Source organism: Streptomyces sp. NPDC002446 (assembly GCF_053595675.1).
Genome location: NZ_JBSFYC010000001.1, coordinates 186,532 through 206,541, shown reverse-complemented (window position 1 = coordinate 206,541; position 20,010 = coordinate 186,532). Strand labels below are relative to the sequence as shown.

The window sequence follows — 20,010 nt, the reverse complement described above, 5'->3', positions numbered from 1 at the left end:
CCCGCCGACAACGCGGTTCGCCGGCTAGGGCGGCCCGTCCGCCGCCTGGAGGACCAGCAGCGCCAGGTCGTCGTCGGGCGGGGTCGGGTCGAAGGCGTGGACGGTGTTGCGGAGGTGCTCGGCGAGGGCGCTGGCGCCCAGGCCGGCGCCGGCGGCGAGGGCGGCGGCCAGGCCGTCCTCGTCGTCGAAGAGCCGGCGTCCGGAGCGGCGCTCGGTGACCCCGTCGGTGACGCACAGCAGCGTCTCTCCGGGGCGCAGGTCAAACGATTCGCTGACGTATGCGGCGTCCTCGACCACCCCGAGCAGCATCTGCGGGGCCGCGACGACCCGGACCGTGCCGTCCGCGCCGAGCACCAGCGGCAGCGGGTGGCCGGCGCTTGCGAGGGTGCAGCGGGCGCCTCCGGAGCCGCCGGGGTACGGGACGATCTCGCCGTAGAGGAGGGAGAGGAAGCGGGCCTGTTCGCCCTCCTCGCGGATCTCCACCGGCGCCTCCGCCCCGGCGCCGGCCGCCGCCACCGCCGCCGCGACCGCCGCGACGGAGTCCGCGGCCTCGCGGGCCATGGTCTTGTTGAGCCGGTCGAGCACCGCCGCCACGCCGAAGCCGTCGCGGGCCAGCAGCCGCAGCACCGGCCGGGCCAGCCCGGTCACCGCGGCCGCCTCGGGCCCGCTGCCGCAGACGTCGCCGAGCGCGAAGCACCAGCGGCCGTCCCCGGCGTCGAAGAGGTCCCAGAAGTCGCCGCCCGCCCAGGCGCCCTCGCGCGGCTCGTAGACCACCGCCGACTCCACCCCGGGCACCTGCGCCCGCCCCCGGGGCAGCAGCCGGCGCTGCAGGACCTGGCTGATGCGCTCCTGGCGGCTGTACGCGCGTGCGGTGGCCACCGCGCGCGCGACCCGCCGTCCCAGGTCCTCGATCAGGCCGACCACCTCGTCGGGGATGCGCAGCAGCCCGCCCCGGCCGAGGAGCAGCGTGCCGAGGCGGCGGCCGCCGGCGACCAGGGGGCAGGCCAGCGCCGCGCCGCCCGCCTCCTGGCCGTCCCCTTCGTGCGGCCAGGGCCAGGGGACCGCGGTGGGCGCGCTGCCGGGCGAGGCGGGGCCCGGCACGTCCGGCGGCTGCTTCTCCAGTGCCGTACGCAGCGCGTCGATCCGGCTCTCGCTGCTGTGCCAGACCCGGGCGAGCCGCTGTTCCTCGCCGCTCGCCGCGATGCCCCGGCCGGGCGCGCCGCCGTCGCCGTCGTGGAGCCATACGGCGCACCAGTCGGCGAGCCGCGGCACGATCAGCTGGGCGGCGAGCGCGGCGACCTGATCGGCGTCGAGCTGGCCGGAGAGCAGGTCGGAGGCCTCGGCGAGGAAGGAGAGGGCGCCGGTCTCGACCCGTTCGGCGTCGAGTTCCGGGCGGGCGGCCCGGCGGGGTGCGGGGGCGAGGAGTTCGGCGGCCCGCAGTTCGAGCTGGAGCAGCTGCTCGGCGTAGGCGATCTCCGGCTCGGGCCGGGCGACGGCGTCCGGCGCGTCCACGGGGAGCCGGAACCACACGGTCTTCATCGCTCGCCGGTAGGTGATGCCCCAGGCTTCGGCGACCGCGCTGATCAGCTGCAGTCCGTGGCCGCCGCTTTCGGAGGCGGCGAGGTCGGACGCGGGGCCGTCGGACGCCGGGCCGCCGGGCGCGGTGCCCTGCGCGCGGGCGCGGATCGGCTGCGCCGGGTGGCGGTCGGAGACCTCGATGACGACGCCGGGGAGCGGGGCCGGGTCGGTCTCGTCGGCGCGCTCCCCCGCCGGGTCGAGCCGGCAGCGCAGCTCGACGGTGGTGCCGGCGTGCACCACCGCGTTCGTGACCAACTCGCTGACCAGCAGCACCGCTTCGTCCGCGAGCCGGTCGCCGATGCCCTCCGCGCCGGGCAGCCGCTGGGCGGCCCAGTCGGCGAAGGCGGCCCGGACGAACTGCCGGGCGGCGGCCGCGGCCTGCGGGTCCCCGGGCAGGCTGGTGCGCCGGGAGCGGCCGGCGGCGGGTCCGGTCGCGGGTCCGCCGCCGGCCCCGTCCGTCATCGTCGTGTGCGTCGCCGTGACGTCGTCGTCCCGTGGAGACGAGGTGGTCGTCGTCATTGAGCAACTCCCGAGCAGCTCCCCTGCAGCGCCGGATGCGCCAACGACAGAGTGACAGAACGGGCGCAGCCATAAGCACGGAGTCACGGAAGTAGGTGGTCACGGCCGTCAATTCGGCTGACGCGCCGGGGGAGTTGGCCGAGGCGCCGGGGGCGGGCCGGGAAGGCCCGCCCCGTACCGCCCGCCGCTGCGGGCCGGGGGTGGTCCGGAAGGCGTGGGCTACGCCTCCCGCGCCCCCGCGTACATCTCCTCCAGCAGGTCCTTGAACGCCCGCTCCACCACCGGCCGCTTGATCTTGAGGCTGGGGGTCACCTCGCCGTGCTCGATGTCCAGGTCGCGCGGCAGCAGCCGGAAATTGCGGATCTGCTGCCAGCGCTGGAGGCCTTCGTTGACCCGCTCGACATAGCCGTCGATCAGTTCGCGGACCTGGCTGGTGGCGACGACCTCGGAGTATGTCGTCGCGGTCAGGCCGCGCTCCTTGGCCCAGCCCATGATCGTCGGCTCGTCGAGGGCGATCAGCGCGGTGCAGAAGTTCCGGTTGGCGCCGTGCACCAGCACATTGGAGACGAACGGGCAGACCGCCTTGAACTGCCCCTCCACCTCGGCCGGTGCGATGTACTTGCCGCCCGAGGTCTTGATCAGGTCCTTCTTGCGGTCGGTGATCCGCAGATAGCCGTCGGGCGACAGCTCGCCGATGTCGCCGGTGTGGAACCAGCCGTCCTCCTCCAGGACCTCGGCGGTCTTGTCCGGCAGGCCGTGGTAGCCCTCCATGATGCCGGGGCCGCGCAGCAGGATCTCGCCGTCCTCGGCGATCCTGACCTCGGTGCCGGGCAGCGGCTTGCCGACCGTGCCGGTGCGGTAGGCCTCGCCGGGGTTGACGAAGCTGGCGGCGCTGGACTCCGTCAGGCCGTAGCCCTCCAGGATGTGGATGCCGGCGCCGGAGAAGAAGTAGCCGATCTCGGGGGAGAGCGCGGCGGAGCCGGAGACCGCGGCGCGCAGCCGGCCGCCGAAGGCGTCGCGCAGCTTGGCGTAGACGAGGGCGTCGGCGATCTTGTGCTTGGCGCCGAGTGCGAACGGCACCGAGGCGTTGCCGGTGCGCTTGAAGTTGTCCTGCGAGGCCTTGGCGTACTCGCGGGCCACCCCGGCCGCCCACTGGAAGATCTTGTACTTGGCGCCGCCGCCCGCCCGGGCCTTGGCCGCGACACCGTTGTAGACCTTCTCGAAGATCCGGGGTACGGCCGCCATGTACGTCGGTCGCACCACCGGCAGATTCTCGATGATCTTGTCGACCCGGCCGTCGACGGCGATCACATGGCCGGTGGCGATCTGTCCGGCGGTCAGCACCTTCCCGAAGACATGCGCCAGCGGCAGCCAGAGGTACTGCACATCGTCCTCGGTGACCAGCCCGGTCGCCTGGATCGCGCGCGCCATGTACGACCAGCAGTCGTGCGGCAGCCGGACGCCCTTGGGCCGGCCGGTGGTCCCGGAGGTGTAGATCAGCGTCGCGAGCTGGTCGGCGCGCAGCTCGGCGACCCGCTCCTTGACGCACTCCGGGTGCTTCTCCAGATGGGCGGCGCCGCGCTTCTCCAGCTCGGCGAGGGTGAGCACCCAGCCCTCGGGGTCGTCGTCGGCGGGCTCCGCGCCCTTCTCGTCGATGACGATGACATGCGCCAGCTCAGGCAGCTCCGCGCGCCGCTCGCGCGCCTTGGCGAGCTGTCCGGCGTCCTCCGCGATCAGCACCCGGCTGCCGGAGTCGGCGAGGATGTACGCGGTCTCCTCGGCGTTGGTGCTCGGGTAGACCGTGGTGGTCGCGGCGCCGGAGCAGAGCACGCCGAGGTCGGCGAGGATCCATTCGACGCGGGTGTTGGCGGCCAGCGCCACCCGCTCCTCGGGCCGTACGCCCAGGGCGATCAGCCCGGCGGCCACGGCGTAGACCCGGTCGGCGGCCTCGGCCCAGCTGATCGCCTTCCAGTCGTCCGGGCCCTGGCCGGAGCCCGGGGGGACCGGATAGCGATAGGCCTCGATATCGGGCGTGGCCGCGACCCGCTCCAGGAAGAGGTTCGCCACCGAAGGCGGCCGGTTTTCGATCAGCGTGTAGGTGTCCGTCACGGCATCCTCCGGGGCCCGCTTCATTGCTGGTGACTCGCGAGTAACCTTGAGCGTGATCAGAGTAGAGCGCCTTGCGCCGACGCGTAAGGGGCTGCGGCCGACCGGTTCACGATGTGACCAGTGCGATAGCTGTACGTAGCACACGCATCGCCCGATATGCCGGGCGGCGCCGATCACCCTCACCAGACCACAGCCGGACCCGCTGGTCGAGCCACTACGGAACGGCACGCTCCGCATTCATTCCGATGTACGCCCCCGCAACGACGGCAGGGCGCCGGGTCCCCGTACGGGATCCCGGCGCCCTGCCGCGGCGGCCTGCTCCGGCCGTCCTGCTACTTCTTCTTGTCGCCGTCGGAGTCCGAGGACAGCACCGCGATGAAGGCCTCCTGCGGGACCTCCACGCTGCCGACCATCTTCATCCGCTTCTTGCCTTCCTTCTGCTTCTCCAGCAGCTTCCGCTTACGGGAGATGTCACCGCCGTAGCACTTGGCGAGGACGTCCTTGCGGATGGCGCGGACCGTCTCACGGGCGATCACCCGGCTGCCGATGGCGGCCTGGATCGGCACCTCGAAGCTCTGCCGCGGGATCAGCTCACGCAGCTTGGCGACCAGCCGGACGCCGTAGGCGTACGCCTTGTCCTTGTGGGTGATCGCGGAGAACGCGTCGACCTTGTCGCCGTGCAGCAGGATGTCGACCTTGACCAGGTCGGCGACCTGCTCGCCGGTGGGCTCGTAGTCCAGCGAGGCGTAGCCGCGGGTCTTGGACTTGAGCTGGTCGAAGAAGTCGAAGACGACCTCGGCGAGCGGGAGCGTGTAGCGGATCTCGACGCGGTCCTCGGAGAGGTAGTCCATGCCGAGCAGGTTGCCGCGGCGGGTCTGGCACAGCTCCATGATCGCGCCGATGAACTCGCTCGGCGCCAGGATCGTGGCCCGGACGACCGGCTCGTGCACCTTGTCGATCTTGCCGGTCGGGAACTCGCTCGGGTTGGTGACCTCGTGCTCCGCGCCGTCCTCCATGTCCACGCGGTAGATCACGTTGGGCGCGGTGGCGATCAGATCGAGGCCGAACTCGCGCTCCAGACGCTCACGGATGACCTCCAGGTGCAGCAGCCCCAGGAAGCCGACGCGGAAGCCGAAGCCGAGCGCCGCGGAGGTCTCCGGCTCGTAGACCAGCGCGGCGTCGTTGAGCTGGAGCTTGTCCAGGGCGTCGCGCAGCTCCGGGTAGTCGGAGCCGTCCAGCGGATACAGGCCCGAGAACACCATCGGCTTGGGGTCCTTGTAGCCGCCGAGCGGCTCGGTCGCCCCCTTGGAGAGCTGGGTGATCGTGTCACCCACCTTGGACTGGCGGACGTCCTTCACCCCGGTGATGAGGTAGCCCACCTCACCGACGGACAGACCGTCGGCGGGCTTCATCTCGGGAGAGTTGGTGCCGATCTCCAGCAGCTCGTGCGCCGCGCCGGTGGACATCATCTTGATGCGCTCGCGCTTGCCGAGCGTGCCGTCGACGACCTTCACATACGTCACGACACCGCGGTACGCGTCGTAGACCGAGTCGAAGATCATCGCGCGGGCGGGGGCGTCCTTGACGCCGACCGGGGCCGGCACCTCACGGACGACCTTGTCCAGCAGCTCGGGCACGCCGACGCCGGTCTTGGCCGAGACCTTCAGCACGTCCTCGGGGTCGCAGCCGACCAGATTGGCCAGCTCGGCGGCGAACTTCTCGGGCTGCGCGGCCGGCAGGTCGATCTTGTTGAGGACCGGGATGATCGTGAGGTCGTTCTCCATCGCCAGGTAGAGGTTGGCGAGGGTCTGGGCCTCGATGCCCTGAGCAGCGTCGACGAGGAGGATGCAGCCTTCGCACGCGGCGAGCGAGCGGGAGACCTCGTAGGTGAAGTCGACGTGGCCCGGGGTGTCGATCATGTTGAGGATGTGGGTCGTCCCACTCCCCTCTTCACCCTCGGAGGGGCTCCAGGGCAGCCGGACCGCCTGGGACTTGATCGTGATGCCGCGCTCGCGCTCGATGTCCATGCGGTCGAGGTACTGCGCGCGCATCTGCCGCTGGTCGACGACACCGGTGAGCTGGAGCATCCGGTCGGCGAGCGTCGACTTGCCGTGGTCGATGTGCGCGATGATGCAGAAGTTACGGAGGAGGGCCGGATCGGTACGGCTCGGCTCCGGCACGTTCGTAGGGGTCGCGGGCACGCAGGGTCCATTCAGTGAACGCGGGTAGGCGGGACTCGGGTATGTGACGTCTCCCCATGGTCCCATGAGCGGCGGGGTCGGTCGGGTTTGGGCGGGGTGCGGGGCTTCCCGGGTCGGTCGCGGGGGGCTTCGGGGGGCTTCGCGGAGGCTTCGGGGGGCTTCGGGGGCTCCGGGGCTGGGGGCGGACGCTTCGGCGGGGGCGCCGGGCGGCGGGGCAGACGCTTCGGATGGGGCTCCCGGCCTTGGCGCGGCCGTGCGCGGTCCGCTCCCGGACGGCTTCGCGGGCGGGGGCGGGCCGCTTCAGGCGTCGCTCCCCCGGCGGCCGCGGCCCGGTTTGGGACGCTGTAGACCCTGCTGGTAACCTGGTCCACTGCGCTTCGTGCCCTCTCTCGTGCGCGGCGCAACTCGAAACTCCAACGAACCTGAAAAGGCTCTTTCGTGGCGAACATCAAGTCCCAGATGAAGCGGATCAAGACCAACGAGAAGGCTCGTCAGCGCAACAAGGCTGTCAAGTCGTCTCTGAAGACCGCGATCCGTCGCACCCGCGAGGCCATCGAGGCCGGCGACCTGCAGAAGGCCGCCACCGCCCAGGCCGAGGCTGCCAAGAAGCTCGACAAGGCCGTCAGCAAGGGTGTCATCCACAAGAACGCCGCCGCCAACAAGAAGTCGGCGCTGGCGAAGAAGGTCGAGTCCCTCAAGGGCTGACCCTCCCCCGGAAGAAGACCGCCGGCCCGTCCGGGCCTGATCCGGTCCTCCTCCACCCGCAGCACCAGCTGCCTCGGCAGCACCCCTGCCGACAGGGACCCAGCGGCCCCTCTCTCCGCTCCCTGCTCGGTGCACCACCGCGCCGCACACGGCCTGCGTTCGCCACGCGGGTGCGGCGCAACCCGGCTCACCCGGCGGCCACCACCGCCGACGAAGCCGCAGTCGCTTGATGCGAAGGCCCCGCCACTCCCCTTCCCCGGGGGCGGCGGGGCCTTTTGCATGGGGCCTCTTGTTGGATGGGCCTTCTGCACGGGGGCTTTTACGGGGGGCTTTTGCGGGGGCTGTTTGGGCGGGGCTGTTTGCGTGGGGCTCTGTGCGGGGGGCTCTGCGCTCGGGACTCTGTGCTCCGGGCACGCACCAGGGGCCTCCGCGCCCTCCAGCCGCACGGGCACCCACCCTCCTCGCCCCGGTCGCGTAGGCGATCCGACCACCTCCGTCGTATATCCGGCCGCCCCGGTCGTATCCCGGTCGTATGTGCGGGTCCGCTGTCAGTGGGGTCCGCTACGCTGCGGCCATGTCCATACCGGGGGATCCGAACAATCCCTACGCGCAGCCGCAGCCCAACCCCTACGGCCAGGTTCCGGCGCCGCAGAACCCGCCGCCTCCGCAGCAGAATCCCTACGCGCAGCCGGCACCGCCGACGCAGGCACCACCGACGCAGGCCCCCGGCGGGGGCTACGGCTATCCGGCGGCCGGCGTGCCCGGCGCCCCGGGCGGGATACCCGGCGCTCCGGGCGGGCCGGGGCGTGGCGCGTCCGGCTGGCTCTGGGCGATCGGCGGCGCGGTCGCCGCGTCCGCGATCTGGGGCTCCCTGCTGTTCGCCTCCGGCGGCTTCTCCTCCGAACCCAGCCCCGACCTCGCGGGCTACCGCTACACCAGCGATCTGTGCGCGGTGACCTCGATGACCCCGTTCGAGAACGCCCACTTCAAGATCAAGGAGAACACCGGCTCGGCCTCGAAGGACGCCAACCCGCAGCACAGCGGCGCCCAGCAGAACGCGCTGGACAGCATGTGGTGCAACACCTCGCTGCAGCAGGAGAACGCCGACAGCTCCGGCTACTCCTCCACCTGGATCTACAACACCGCCATCCTGCACAAGAAGACCGACCCGGCACCGGAGTTCGCCGACGGCTACCGCTCGTACGAGAAGCAGGACACCTCGGTCGGCTACAAGGTCGAGTCCGTGGCGGGGCTGGGCGATGAGGCCTATCTGGTGACCCGGAACGAGCAGGGCAGCAGCAGTAGCGGCAGCTCGTACGTGATCCTCGGTGTCCGGGACGGCTGGATGACCTACCAGTCGACATGGTCGAGCTACACCTCGAGCAGCAGCTCCAGCAAGCCGCCCACGTCCGCCGAGGTCGCGACCATGCTGAAGACCAGCGCGCGGGACACCCTCAAGCGCCTGCACTCGGGGTCACGCTGACGGGGCACGCCGCACCCGCTCCAGCCGGGGCACACCGGCAACCGGCACGTACACCGGCAACCGGCACGCACACCGATGGCCGGGGCTCTCGCTGACGGCCGGGCGTACAGGGGCTCTCGCTGACGGCCGGGGCGTACGAGGGCTCTCGCTGACGGCCGGGGCGTACGAGGGGTCCCCGCTGACGGTCGGGCGTACGGGGGCTCGCTCTGCCGAGCACGGGAAGCCCGCGGTGATGCGCCGCTTTCCGCCCGGCCGCTTCCACCCCCGCCCCCGCCCCTACGTCACCGAGACCGCGCCGCCCGGGCAACAGCGACGACGGCCTTCTCCAGGGCGTACCCCGGATCGTCGCCGCCGCCCTTCACCCCCGCGTCGGCGGCGGCCACCGCCCGCAGCGCCGTGGCCACCCCGTCCGCCGACCAGCCGCGCATCTGCTGCCGTACCCGGTCGATCTTCCACGGCGGCATGCCCAGATCACGGGCGAGGTCACCGGGGCGGGCGCCGCGCGGGGCGGAGGCCAGCTTGCCGATGGCCCGGACGCCCTGGGCGAGGGCGCTGGTGATCATGACGGGGGCGACGCCGGTCGCCAGCGACCAGCGCAGCGCCTCCAGCGCCTCCGCGGCCCGCCCCTCAACGGCGCGGTCCGCGACCGTGAAGCTCGATGCCTCCGCCCGGCCCGTGTAGTAACGCCCGACGACGGCCTCGTCGATCGTGCCCTCGACATCGGCCGCCAGCTGCGAACAGGCCGAGGCCAGTTCACGCAGATCGCTGCCGATGGCGTCGACCAGCGACTGACAGGCCTCCGGCGTCGCCGACCGCCCGGCCGTGCGGAACTCGCTCCGCACGAAGGCCAGCCGGTCGGCCGGCTTGGTCATCTTGGGGCAGGCCACCTCGCGCGCGCCCGCCTTACGCGCGGCGTCCAGCAGGCCCTTGCCCTTGGCGCCGCCGGCGTGGAGCAGTACGAGCGTGATCTCCTCGGCGGGCGAGCCGAGGTACGCCTTGACGTCCTTGATGGTGTCCGCGGACAGATCATGGGCGGCTCGCACCACCACGACCTTGCGCTCGGCGAAGAGCGAGGGGCTGGTCAGCTCGGCGAGGGTGCCGGGCTGCAGCTGATCGGGGGTGAGGTCGCGTACGTCGGTGTCCGCGTCGGCCGCACGGGCAGCCGCCACCACCTGCTGCACCGCGCGGTCCAGCAGCAGGTCTTCCTGGCCCACCGCGATCGTGACGGGGGCGAGGGGATCATCGTGAGCTGTCTTCCTGGCCATCGCGATCCAGCATCCCACGCCCCACTGACAACGCCGCCGCGCTGACGGCTCCCGGGCCCACCGCCGCCCCGGGCCGGACCCTGGCCAGACCCTGGCCAGACCCGGGCCGCCGCGCGCCCCGCCCCGCCCCGCCCCGCCCGCCGGAGCCACCGGCCTCCTGCCGGACAATGGCCCGGTGAACGACAACACCCACCGGCCCCAGGCACACCGTGCGCACCGTGCGCACCAGGCACGGCACACCCGCCATGTACTCGTCCTGCCCGACCGCGACGCCGCCGAGGAGGTGGCCGAGGCCCTGACCGACCGCTTCGGCGTCACCGAGGAGCCCCAGCTCGTACGGGACGCCCTGGCCGGTGAGGACGACGCCGAGGACGCCCAGTGGCTGGTGGTGGTCGAGGACCCGGACGCCGCCCACGACCCGGCGCGGCTGGACGAGCTCGCGGCGGAGTACGAGGGCTGGCGCGAGGCCGAGTGACAACGGCGGGCCCCCGGTGTGCCCGAGGGCGCGCGCCACGTCCGCGGGGAAGCGCCCTCAAGGACGCTTCGTACGCCGCCTCGCTACCGGGATCCCGCGCCGGGCCGACGCCCCTCGGCCACCACGGGCTCGCGCTCCAGCACGATCCCGAAGTACTCCCGGTAGGCGGCGAGGACCTCGTCCGCTCCCACCTGGCGCTCCTGCCGCCCGCCGCCCGCCGCGGTGCTCACGAGCGTACGGCCGGAGAGCGTCACCCGGCCGGTCTCCGTCAGTCGTGAGCACACCAGGGACTGCGTGAAGTGCGACTTCGGCGAGGTCTGATGCCACCAGCAGCCCGCCTCGAAGTCCTCGTACGCGCGCGGGCGCTGCTCCAGCCGGTACTGCGGTGAGCCGTCCTTGAGCACATCGAGATCGCCGGCCGCCGTCTCCTCGATCCGGAACACCCCGGCGGGATCGCTCTGCTCGGCACGGCTGTCCCAGCGCAGCGGGAAGTGGCTGTTCCTGCCGAAGCCGACGTCCGCGAGCCACGGCCCGCTCGGTGTTTGGACGCGCAGCGCGAGATGGTCGTACGGGATCCCGGGCCCGTCGGGGCCGAACACCCGGGCCGACAACAGCTCGACCTCGAAGCCGAGGGCCCGCAGCAGCATGGCGAAGGCGCCGTTGAGCTCGTAGCAGAAGCCGCCGCGCCGGGCCCCGACGATCTTGTCCAGCACCGGCCGCTCCGCGAGGACGATCTCCTCACCGAGGTGGATGGAGAGGTTCTCGAAGGGCACCGTCCGCAGATGGCTGAGGTGCAGCGCACGCAGCGCATCGGCATCGGGCGCCTCGGGGCGCGCGGCACCGATGCGCTCCAGGTAGGCGTCGGTGGCAGCGGTGTCCATCAGGTCTGTGTCCTCTCCGTAGCGAACCAGCGGCGGGTACGTTCCACCGCGGAGGCGGGGGTGCCCGCCACGACATCGGCGATGGTCTGCGCCGCCAGCTCGCGCCGCCAGGCCAGCTCGGCCCTGCGCATCGCCGTGGAGATCCCGCACGGCCGGCCGAACTCCCGGTCGGACGCCTCGGCCCCGGCCCCGCGCCGACGGATCTCCTGGCAGCGGAAGGCGTCTTCGGTGCCCTCGATCGCGGCGACCACATCCATGAGCGTGATCCGCTCCGGCGCCCGCGCCAGCCGGAACCCGCCCCGCGCCCCGGGCGTCGACGTCAGGATCCCGGCCCGCACCAGCGCCTGCAGCCGCTTGTTCAGGTAGGCCACCGGCAACTCGAACGAGCCGGCCAACCGAGCGGTGGAAACCGGCCCTTCCCCTTCAAGCCAGGCCAGCGTCACACAACAGTGCAGGCCCCACTCGACGCCTTCACTCATCCTCATAATCTGGAGTTTACAGGTCCTGGTTCGGCCGGGCGGTGGAGCGGATATTCGGCCGGCCCGGCCGGAAGACAGCGGATGAACCTCTGATGACGGGCCGCCGAAGGCCTCTCGGGGTGTCGCGGCGGTCCTTAAAGTTCTGACATCCCGACGCCCGATCATCTGTGCGAGGTTGCCGTGGCTCTGCCGGACACCGAGACCATCCTCACCGCGGCCGGGCTTGTGGCGACGGCGGTGGTCTGGGCCGTGGAGCGGTTTCTGCCGGGCCGTAAGCGAGTCGGCTACCGCGTCCAGATGGACACCGCGATCGGCATGAACCCCCAAGACGCCCACAGCCTCGTGCAGTTGCGGCTGCTGCGGGAGGAGCAGGAGGTCAGCGATGCGACGCTGGCGCTGCTGCGGTTCGAGAACGACGGCGGCAAGGACATCGTCCGGCAGGACTATCAGGAGCCGCTGACCGTCGAGTTCACCGGACGCACCGTCATCGGGGTCGAGGTGCCGGACGCCAACCCGACGGACCTGGTGCGCATGCTGACCCGCAACGGCGGAGGGCTGCGGCACGACGGCGGCCGGCTGTACCTCCCCAAAGTGCCGCTGAACAAGCGGAACCACTTCAAGCTGCTGGTGCTGCTCTCCGGTGCCGACACGGGCCCCGGCGCCGAGGGCGGCCGCGGCGGCGCGGCGGGGAGCGTGACCGTCGGCGGGTTCATCAGCGGCGGACGGATCCGGCGCAACGCGCAGCGTTGGGGGCCGCGCAAGCTCAGCCTCGTACTGGGCGGCACCTTCATCGTCCTGCTGGGGCTGCTGGGCGGACTGCTGCTCAGCGGCCGGGTGACGCCGGTGCCCAGCGAATGCGCCGCCGGGCGGCTGACCATCGACGGATCCACCGCGTTCGCACCGCCGATGCGGGAGATCGCCCGGCAGTACGGGGCCCGGTGCGCGGACGCCGAGATCACCGTCCTGGAGAGCGGCAGCCTCTCCGGCCTGGGCAAACTCAACCGGGAGGGCAGACCCGCGCCCGCCGAAGGCCCCGGCTTCCTCGCCGTATCCGATGTGCCGGCACCGTCCCTCTACCGACGGCTGGAAGGCGACCCGGTGGGCGTCATCCTGCTCAGCCTCGTCGCCAACGAGAAGGCCGGAGTCGACGACCTCACCTCGGATCAGATACGGAGGATCTACGACGGGACGTACACCAACTGGCGGCAGCTGGACGGGAATGACCTGCCGATCCGTCTCGTCAGCCGGGACGCCGGGTCGGGCACCCGCCGGGCCTTCGAGACGTCCGTGCTGCGCCGCTCGGAGCCGGGCGTGGTGTCGTCCTACGACTGCGGCGACAAGGACCGCGACGCACGCGCGCGTCTGACGCGCTGCGAGGTGAACAGCACCAAGAGCTTGCTGGACGCGGTGGACCGGGTGCCGGGGGCGATCGGTTACGCGGAGGTCTACGCGGCGGCACAGCGGCAGCACGTGGTCAGCGTGCGGCTGAACGGGAATGAACCGGACATCGAGTGGGGACAGCAACGCGATTACCCCTTCTGGACGGTGGAGTACCTCTACACGTACGGACGGCCCGAGGACGGCTCACTGACCGCGAAGTTCCTGGCATTCATGGACTCCGACACGGCGAAGAACATCATGCGGATGTACAAGCACGTGCCCTGCGCGGACCGGCAGAGCCTGCCGGTCGCCGTCTGCCGGCCGTGAAGGGCTGCAGCCGGGCGGAGGCCAGGCCGTGGCGCGGCGGCGGCCGGGCGGACCGGGCTGTGGCGCGGCGGCCGAGCGGACCGGACCGTGGCGTTCGCCTGCTGAGTACGCCGTCCTCGGCCCAGTGGCCGTTGGCCGTGGCGAAGAGCCCGGCCGGGGTACCCAGGACCGCGATCGCACCATCGATGTCCGTGCGCAGCACCCGGGCGCCCCGGGCACGCAGCGCCGCGATCGTCCGGGGCGCCGGATGGCCGTACGGATTGCCGGCACCGCAGGAGACCAGCGCCAGGCGCGGCGCCAGCCGGCGCAGCAGCGGCGGGTCCTGATAGCCGGAGCCGTGGTGCGCCACCTTCAAGACATCGACGGCGCCCAGCTCCGGATGAGCCGCCAGCATCGCCTGCTGGGCAGGCGGTTCGAGATCACCGAGCAGCAGGAGGGTCAGCCCGCCCGTACGGACGAGCAGGGTGACGCTGGCGTCGTTGGGGTTGCCGGCGATGTCCGTGGGGCGGGGGAATTCAGGGGTGCCGGCGATACCAGGGCTGGCGGGGCCGCGGGATGCGCCGGGGGTGGGCGCAGCCGCCGGGGCGGGAGGCCAGAGGACTTCCCAGGTGAGGGGGCCCAGACGGCGCCGCTCACCCGGTGCGGCGGGGACGACGGGGATGCGAGCGGCCGCGGCCGTGGCGCGTACGAACCTCGCCTGCCCCGGCGGATCCTGAAGTGTCGTGGTCTCGATCGCGCCGACCGAACGGCCGCGGAGCACCCCAGGCAGTCCGTCCACATGATCGGCGTGGAAGTGGGTGAGGACGAGGAGAGGGATACGACGGATGCCCAGGTCAGTGAGGCAGCGGTCGATGGCGCGCGGCTCGGGGCCGGTGTCCACCACCAGCGCCGTGCCGTCCCCGGCTGCCAGCACCAGGCCGTCGCCCTGCCCCACGTCGCAGACCACGACGCGCCATCCGGGAGGCGGCCAGCCGGTGAGGACACGGGTGAACGGGGCGGGCCGGCAGACCGCCAGGATCACGGCCAGCGCGCACAGAACACACAGCCAGGGCCGGCGCAGCACCCGGCGGCCGAGCGGCACCAGGGCCACGATGACGACCGCCAGCGCCAGCCCGCCCACCCAGCCGCCGGACCACCCGAACTCCGCTCCCGGCAGCGCCGCCCCCGTACGGGCGACTCCGGCGACCCACTCGGCGGGCCAGCCCGCGCACCACGCCAGCGCCTGGGCGACCGGCAGCGCGACCGGGGCGACGGCCAGGGCGGCGAAGCCGAGGACCGTGGCGGGGGCCACGGCCAGTTCGGCCAGCAGATTGCAGGGCACGGCGACCAGGCCCACACGGGCGGCGAGCACCGCGACGACCGGTGCGCAGACCGCCTGGGCGGCGGCCGCGGCGGCGATCACTTCGGCCGCCCGGGGCGGCACCCGGCGCCGCTGAAGTGCTGCGCTCCAACGTGGCGCGAGCAGCAGCAGCGCGCCGGTGGCCAGGACAGAGAGCAGGAACCCGTAACTCCGGGCGAGCCAAGGGTCGTAGAGGACCAGCAGCAGCACCGCGGCGGCGAGCGCGGGCAGCAGCGAGCGACGGCGTCCCGTGCCGATCGCCAGCAGCGTGATCAGGCCGCAGGCGGCGGCCCGCAGCACGCTCGGATCCGGGCGGCACACCACGACGAAGGCGAGCGCGAGACCACCGCCGATGACGGCCGTACCGCGGAGCGACAGCCCGACGAGCGGTGCCAGCCCACGCCGCTCGGCACGCGTGGCCAGATGCGGCGGACCGATCAGCAGGGCGAGCACGATCGTCAGATTGCTGCCGGAGACGGCGAGCAGATGCGTCAGGTCGGTCGCACGGAAGGCGTCGTCCAGGTCCGGCGGCACACGCGAGGTGTCGCCCACCACGAGTCCGGGCAACAGCGCACGGGCATCGGGGCGCAGACCGTCGGTGGCGTCCCGGAGGCCCGCGCGCAGCCTTCCCGCCAGCCGCTGAAGCGCGCTGGGAGGGCGGACCGATACCGGCGGCGCGGCTGCGGTGACCCGCAGGACGGCGGCGACCTGATCGTTCGCCGACAGCGGCGGTGCGGCGTGGGCCACGACCCGGATGCGGGTCGACGGCAGCAGTCCGCGCCAGGCCGCGGACAACCCGGGACGCGGCTGGGCACGCTGCGCTGCTCCCGGCTCGCGTGCGCCGGCGGAACCCTGCGGGGCGTCGCCCTCGGGACGCCCCGTCCGGCCGCGCCTGCCGCCGCCGTCGTCGCCTCCCCCTCGCTGCTGTACGACAACCAGGGCCGGGGTACGGACCGCCGTGACCCCGCCGTCCGGAGCCGTGACACGGACGGCGTCGGCGGTGAACACCAGCGCCGGCGGCGTCCGTTGGGATCCCCGCACCTTGGGCCTGGTCAGCCGGGGATCGCCGGTCACCTCCAGCTCCACCGTGACCCGCGCATACTGGCCCGCCAGGGCGGGCAGCGGCCCACGCCGCAGGTCCACGGCGTGCAGCGCCGCGGACACCGCCCCCGCGGCGGCACACAGCAGCACCGCGGCCAGGGCCACATACGTCCCTGCGGACCACCTACGGGGAGGACGGGGGCGGCGCGGCCCCGTTCCACGCGGGGCGGTGTCGGGCTGCGGCTGGTCACACGACGGCGCAGCTCCCCGCGGATCGCCACACGTGGGCTCGCCTCCTCGCCGGTCGCCACACGAGGCTTCATCTCCTCGCGGATCGCCACACGAGGGCCCGTGTCCACGCGACCCGCCACACGACGGATCACTTCCCCGCGACCGACCACACGACAGATCGCCTCCCCACGGCCCGCCACACGACGGATCACCTCGCCGCGGCCCGCCCCCTGGCAGCTCGCCCCGTCGCGCCTCGGCCTCGACCCCGGCTTCGGCTTCGGCTTCGGCTTCGACCTCGGCTTCGACCTCGGCTTCGGCTTCGGCTTCGGCTTCGGCTTCGGCTTCGAGCGCAGCCCCGACCCCTGCCCCTGCCCTGGCCCCTGCCCCGGCCTCCGGCAGGACCCCGGCTGCCCCAGCACCACGCTCCGACCTGCGCCGAACCACGGCCACCCGTAACGCGACCACTGCGAGCGCAACGGCCACCCCGCAGGCCACCGCAACCGCACCGCCGGGCATGCCCAGGGCGATCGCCGCGGCCGCCCAGGCCGCCAGTGCGGGCCCGACCAGGCGCAGATCGGCCGGGCCGTCCTGATGAGGATCCGAGGCGCCGCGCGGAGACGCCGCCGTGGCGTGCACCGTGGGGCGGGGGCTGGTCATGGCTCCACCAGCGGGCGGAGATCGGCGAAGCGGCGATCGCCGATACCGGTCACCTGACGCAGCTGATCCACCGAGGTGAACCCGCCGTGCTGGGCGCGGAACTCGATGATGTGCCGGGCCAGGACGGGCCCCACTCCCGGCAGGGTGTCGAGCTGCTGCTCGGTCGCCGTGCTGAGGCTTACCGGCCCGCCCGGCCCGCCCCCGGCAGCCACCCCGCCAGCCCCGCCGGCCCCCACCGACCCGGAGCCGCCGCCGGCCCCGGGGCCGCCCGCACCGACAACGATCTGTTCGCCGTCGGTCAGCAACCGCGCCCGGTTCAGCCCGCGGGTGCTCACCCCGTGCGGCACACCGCCTGCCGCCCGCAACGCATCGATCACCCGGGACCCCGGCGGCATCCGCTGGATTCCGGGGCGCCGGACCTTGCCGGTGACGTCGACGACCAACTGCCGTCCCCCGCCGCCCGGTGGACCACTCGCAGCGGAGGACGACGAGGACGAGGGCGGCAGCAGCGAGGGCGAGCGCGCGTCGGCACCCGGGCCCGGCATGCCCGCGGACCGCTCGGCCACCGGGGCACGTACCGGCTCGGGGCGCCCGGCCCAGAAATGCCGGACGGCGAAACCCACCGCGATCACGAGCACCAGAACCAGGGCGGCGAGCGCCTTGGGGTCGGTGCCGCACCGTAACTGCACCCAGAGGGGCAGTCGTTCACGCACCGCGAGCCAGGCCCGCTCCCGGCGGCGCGGGCCGGGTGGATCATGCCCAGGAGGCGGTGGTCCGGGCGGCACGGCCGTCCCCACATCGCCGAAGACCGCCGCGACCCGAGCCCGCACGCACTCCCGGTCCCGGTCCCGCTCCCGCTCCCGCTCCCGCCGCGCCGTCGCACCGGAGGGACTCGACGAGCCGAACGGAACGGATGGAGCAGACGGAGCAGACGGAACGGATGGCACGAACGGAACGGACGGCACGGACGCCACCGATGAGCTAGTCGGCGGGAGAGCAGCAGCCGACAAGGCCGGGGAATCCAGCTGCGCGGATCGAATCGAGTTCATACCGATCGACGCTAAGCGCCCCGCGCAGATCTCGCCGATCCGCCTCAAATCCTGTGGACAGCAGCCGAGTTGTGGACAACTTCGTCACCCACAAGGCCCCCGGCCGCCCCTCTCACCGCGGTGAGACCACGACCGCCAGCAGCCCCGGCCCGGTGTGCGCGCCGATCACCGCGCCGACCTCACTCACATGCAGCTCGTGCAGGCCCGGCACCCGCTCCCGGAGTCTCAAGGCCAGCGCGTCCGCCCGCTCGGCCGCGGCGAGATGGTGCACCGCGATATCAACCTGCCCCTCGCCCGCTCGCTCCGCCGCGATCTCCTCGAGCCGAGCGATGGCCTTGGAGGCCGTACGGACCTTCTCCAGCAGTTCGATGCGCCCGTCGGCCAGTTGAAGGAGCGGTTTGACGGCGAGTGCGGAGCCCAGCAGCGCCTGGGCCGCGCCGATGCGGCCGCCCCGCCGCAGATAGTCCAGGGTGTCGACGTAGAAGTAGGCGGAGGTGCCCTCTGCGCGCTTCTCGGCGGCGGCGACGGCTTCGTCCGCGTCCCCGCCCGCCTCCGCCGTCTCCGCCGCTGCGAGGGCGCAGAACCCGAGAGCCATCGCGACCATCCCGGTGTCCACGACGTGTACGGGTACCGGGGCGTCCTTGGCCGCCATCACCGCCGCGTCGTACGTACCGGAGAACTCCGAGGAGAGGTGGAGCGAGACGATGGAGCGCGCGCCGACCGCCGCGACCTGTCGGTAGGTGTCCGCGAACATGGCGGGGCTGGGGCGGGAGGTCGTCACGGGCCGGCGCTTCTGGAGCGCCTGGGCAACGGATCTCGCGGAGATCTCGGTACCCTCTTCCAAGGCCTGGTCCCCCAGGACGACGGTCAGCGGCACGGCCGTGATGTGGAGGCGCTCGATGGCCGTCCGCGGCAAGTAGGCCGTGGAATCGGTGACGATCGCGACATGGCGGGACATGACTGGGAGATTATCCGGGGACGCGGACGCCGCACAGTGCGGGCCCCTCCCCAAGATCTTCCAAGTTTCCCCAAGGCTCTGCCAAATGGCCACCGGCGACACTGCCATCACCGCCGGCGTTTGTCATCGCCCACACCGTGCGTCATCGCCCAGGCCGGACTCTCGGCGCCTGCCAGTACTCCCGGCCTTACCTGGCCGGTGCCCCCAGGACAGCCGTCGCGCCAGGTGTCAGCGGTGTCGGGCATTGCCCGGGATTGTCAGGGCGGGCTCCGCCGGGCCGGTCCTTGCCTCTCCTCCCCGGGCCCCCGCCCCACCCCCACCCCCTCCTCGCTACACGGTCACGTCGTCGTCGTGCCCTCCGTTCGCGGGGTCTTCTGCCACGGGTAGGACGGCTGGGTGCGGGGGTCGCGGGCGGTGAGGGCCTGCGGGGTCTCGGGGGTCGGGCCCCAGGAGGAGCGGGTGTCGGCCGCCTCCGAGGCCGGGCCCTGCTGGGCGGCGGCGTCGGACGGGCCGTCTGCGGGGGACTGTCCCGGCCGGCCCTGCGCCGGCTCCCGCAGCGGATCGATGGTCCGCTCGTCCTGCGTCCAGTGCCGCAGCGCGCCGGACTCCACGTCGATCTGGTCGGTCAGCGCGGCGAGGTCGTCATCGGCGAACTTGCGGGCGCGGTCACGCGCGGCCCAGCGCAGCGACTCCGCGGAGTGCGTGATCCGCTCCGTGCGCTCGCGGAGCTCCGGGAGGCGGGCGGCGATGGTGGCCCGGTCGGGCTCCCGTTCCAGGCGCTTGAGCTCGTCGTCCAGCTCATGGCCGTGGGAGCTCAGACGCTCGAAGAGCCCGATCGCCTCGCTGAGGGAGGCGTCCTCCGCGGCGCCGCCGTACAGCACATCCTGGGTGGCGCGCATGGACGTGCGCAGGGAGAGTCGCAGCTGCGCCAGTTCGCCGACGACGCCGGGCTGGGCGAGCTGCCGGGCCCGGAGGGTGGTGTCCTCGACGGTTCTGCGGGCCTGGGCGACCGTACGGTCCACTCCCCGCTTGGCCGCCTTCACGGCCTTGACGGTGACCCACACCCCGGCCAGCACGAACAGCACGAAGAGCAGTCCGAGGATGGCGGCAGCGGCTTCCATGGGCTCTCCCCAGAGGTGTCGGCGGCGCCGGTCCTCGCCGCGCGCCCTGTGTCTCCACCGTAAACGGCTCGGGCAGGTTGCGGGTTCCTGACGAACCCCCAACCTGCCCGTAGGGGAAATCACCTATGCCGGTCCGCAGGCCGTGTCAGGCCCGCGATACCGCCGCCCTGAGGCCCTGAGCATCCCGGCCGACCTTCCAGAAGCCCCGGCCG

The 20,010-nt window shown here is 72.8% G+C and carries 15 protein-coding genes; 5 read left to right on the top strand and 10 right to left on the bottom strand.

What is annotated here, in order from left to right; all coding sequences use genetic code 11:
• Positions 1-24: 24 nt before the first annotated feature.
• From ACWD6P_RS00845 to lepA, 3 genes are all read right to left on the bottom strand, one after another.
• Positions 25-2,097, bottom strand: coding sequence for a SpoIIE family protein phosphatase (locus ACWD6P_RS00845; RefSeq protein ID WP_451441809.1), 2,073 nt, complete (start codon positions 2,095-2,097; stop codon positions 25-27).
• A gap of 219 nt (positions 2,098-2,316) precedes the next feature.
• Entirely contained in the window at positions 2,317-4,206 is a 1,890-nt protein-coding gene (locus tag ACWD6P_RS00840) for an AMP-dependent synthetase/ligase (protein ID WP_451441808.1), read from the bottom strand.
• A gap of 332 nt (positions 4,207-4,538) precedes the next feature.
• Entirely contained in the window at positions 4,539-6,407 is a 1,869-nt protein-coding gene (gene lepA, locus ACWD6P_RS00835; RefSeq protein ID WP_451441807.1) for a translation elongation factor 4, read from the bottom strand.
• Between the two features lie 438 nt (positions 6,408-6,845).
• Between lepA and rpsT the strand changes: the two genes are divergently transcribed.
• Positions 6,846-7,112 carry a 30S ribosomal protein S20 gene (gene rpsT, locus ACWD6P_RS00830; protein ID WP_451441806.1) on the top strand — a complete coding sequence of 89 codons (267 nt, stop codon included), beginning with the start codon at positions 6,846-6,848 and terminating at the stop codon, positions 7,110-7,112.
• 574 nt (positions 7,113-7,686) lie between these two features.
• Positions 7,687-8,595 carry a hypothetical protein gene (locus tag ACWD6P_RS00825; protein ID WP_451441805.1) on the top strand — a complete coding sequence of 303 codons (909 nt, stop codon included), beginning with the start codon at positions 7,687-7,689 and terminating at the stop codon, positions 8,593-8,595.
• Positions 8,596-8,876: 281 nt separating this feature from the next.
• Here ACWD6P_RS00825 and holA read toward each other — a convergent pair whose 3' ends face one another.
• Positions 8,877-9,860 carry a DNA polymerase III subunit delta gene (gene holA, locus ACWD6P_RS00820; protein ID WP_451441804.1) on the bottom strand — a complete coding sequence of 328 codons (984 nt, stop codon included), beginning with the start codon at positions 9,858-9,860 and terminating at the stop codon, positions 8,877-8,879.
• A 256-nt stretch (positions 9,861-10,116) separates the two neighbouring features.
• Between holA and ACWD6P_RS00815 the strand changes: the two genes are divergently transcribed.
• On the top strand, positions 10,117-10,335 hold the full coding sequence (locus ACWD6P_RS00815; protein ID WP_451441971.1) for a hypothetical protein: 219 nt from the start codon (positions 10,117-10,119) through the stop codon (positions 10,333-10,335).
• 83 nt (positions 10,336-10,418) lie between these two features.
• Here ACWD6P_RS00815 and ACWD6P_RS00810 read toward each other — a convergent pair whose 3' ends face one another.
• Positions 10,419-11,216, bottom strand: a complete 798-nt coding sequence (locus ACWD6P_RS00810) for an arylamine N-acetyltransferase family protein (RefSeq protein ID WP_451441803.1) — start codon at positions 11,214-11,216, stop codon at positions 10,419-10,421.
• Positions 11,216-11,701 (bottom strand): RrF2 family transcriptional regulator, encoded by a 486-nt coding sequence (locus ACWD6P_RS00805; RefSeq protein WP_451441802.1) that lies wholly within the window; start codon positions 11,699-11,701, stop codon positions 11,216-11,218. The genes ACWD6P_RS00810 and ACWD6P_RS00805 overlap by 1 nt, the downstream gene beginning before the upstream one ends.
• A 174-nt stretch (positions 11,702-11,875) precedes the next feature.
• On the opposite strand from ACWD6P_RS00805, the gene ACWD6P_RS00800 reads away from it, so the two are divergent.
• Positions 11,876-13,402 (top strand): substrate-binding domain-containing protein, encoded by a 1,527-nt coding sequence (locus tag ACWD6P_RS00800; protein WP_451441801.1) that lies wholly within the window; start codon positions 11,876-11,878, stop codon positions 13,400-13,402.
• On the opposite strand, the gene ACWD6P_RS00795 is transcribed toward ACWD6P_RS00800, so the two are convergent.
• Complete coding sequence (locus ACWD6P_RS00795) at positions 13,332-15,947, bottom strand: ComEC/Rec2 family competence protein (protein WP_451441800.1); 2,616 nt, start codon at positions 15,945-15,947, stop codon at positions 13,332-13,334. The two genes, ACWD6P_RS00800 and ACWD6P_RS00795, sit on opposite strands and share 71 nt — an antisense overlap.
• Before the next feature lie 186 nt (positions 15,948-16,133).
• Between ACWD6P_RS00795 and ACWD6P_RS00790 the strand changes: the two genes are divergently transcribed.
• On the top strand, positions 16,134-16,469 hold the full coding sequence (locus ACWD6P_RS00790; RefSeq protein WP_451441799.1) for a hypothetical protein: 336 nt from the start codon (positions 16,134-16,136) through the stop codon (positions 16,467-16,469).
• 197 nt (positions 16,470-16,666) lie between these two features.
• Here the strand turns inward: ACWD6P_RS00790 and ACWD6P_RS00785 are convergent, their stop codons facing one another.
• From ACWD6P_RS00785 to ACWD6P_RS00775, 3 genes are all read right to left on the bottom strand, one after another.
• Positions 16,667-17,383: a helix-hairpin-helix domain-containing protein gene (locus ACWD6P_RS00785; protein ID WP_451441798.1), complete on the bottom strand. Its 717-nt coding sequence runs from the start codon at positions 17,381-17,383 to the stop codon at positions 16,667-16,669.
• Positions 17,384-17,831: 448 nt separating this feature from the next.
• Entirely contained in the window at positions 17,832-18,677 is an 846-nt protein-coding gene (locus tag ACWD6P_RS00780) for a DegV family protein (RefSeq protein WP_451441797.1), read from the bottom strand.
• Between the two features lie 338 nt (positions 18,678-19,015).
• A complete protein-coding gene (locus ACWD6P_RS00775) occupies positions 19,016-19,798 on the bottom strand; it encodes a hypothetical protein (RefSeq protein WP_451441796.1) in 783 nt (260 codons plus the stop codon).
• Positions 19,799-20,010 lie beyond the last annotated feature (212 nt).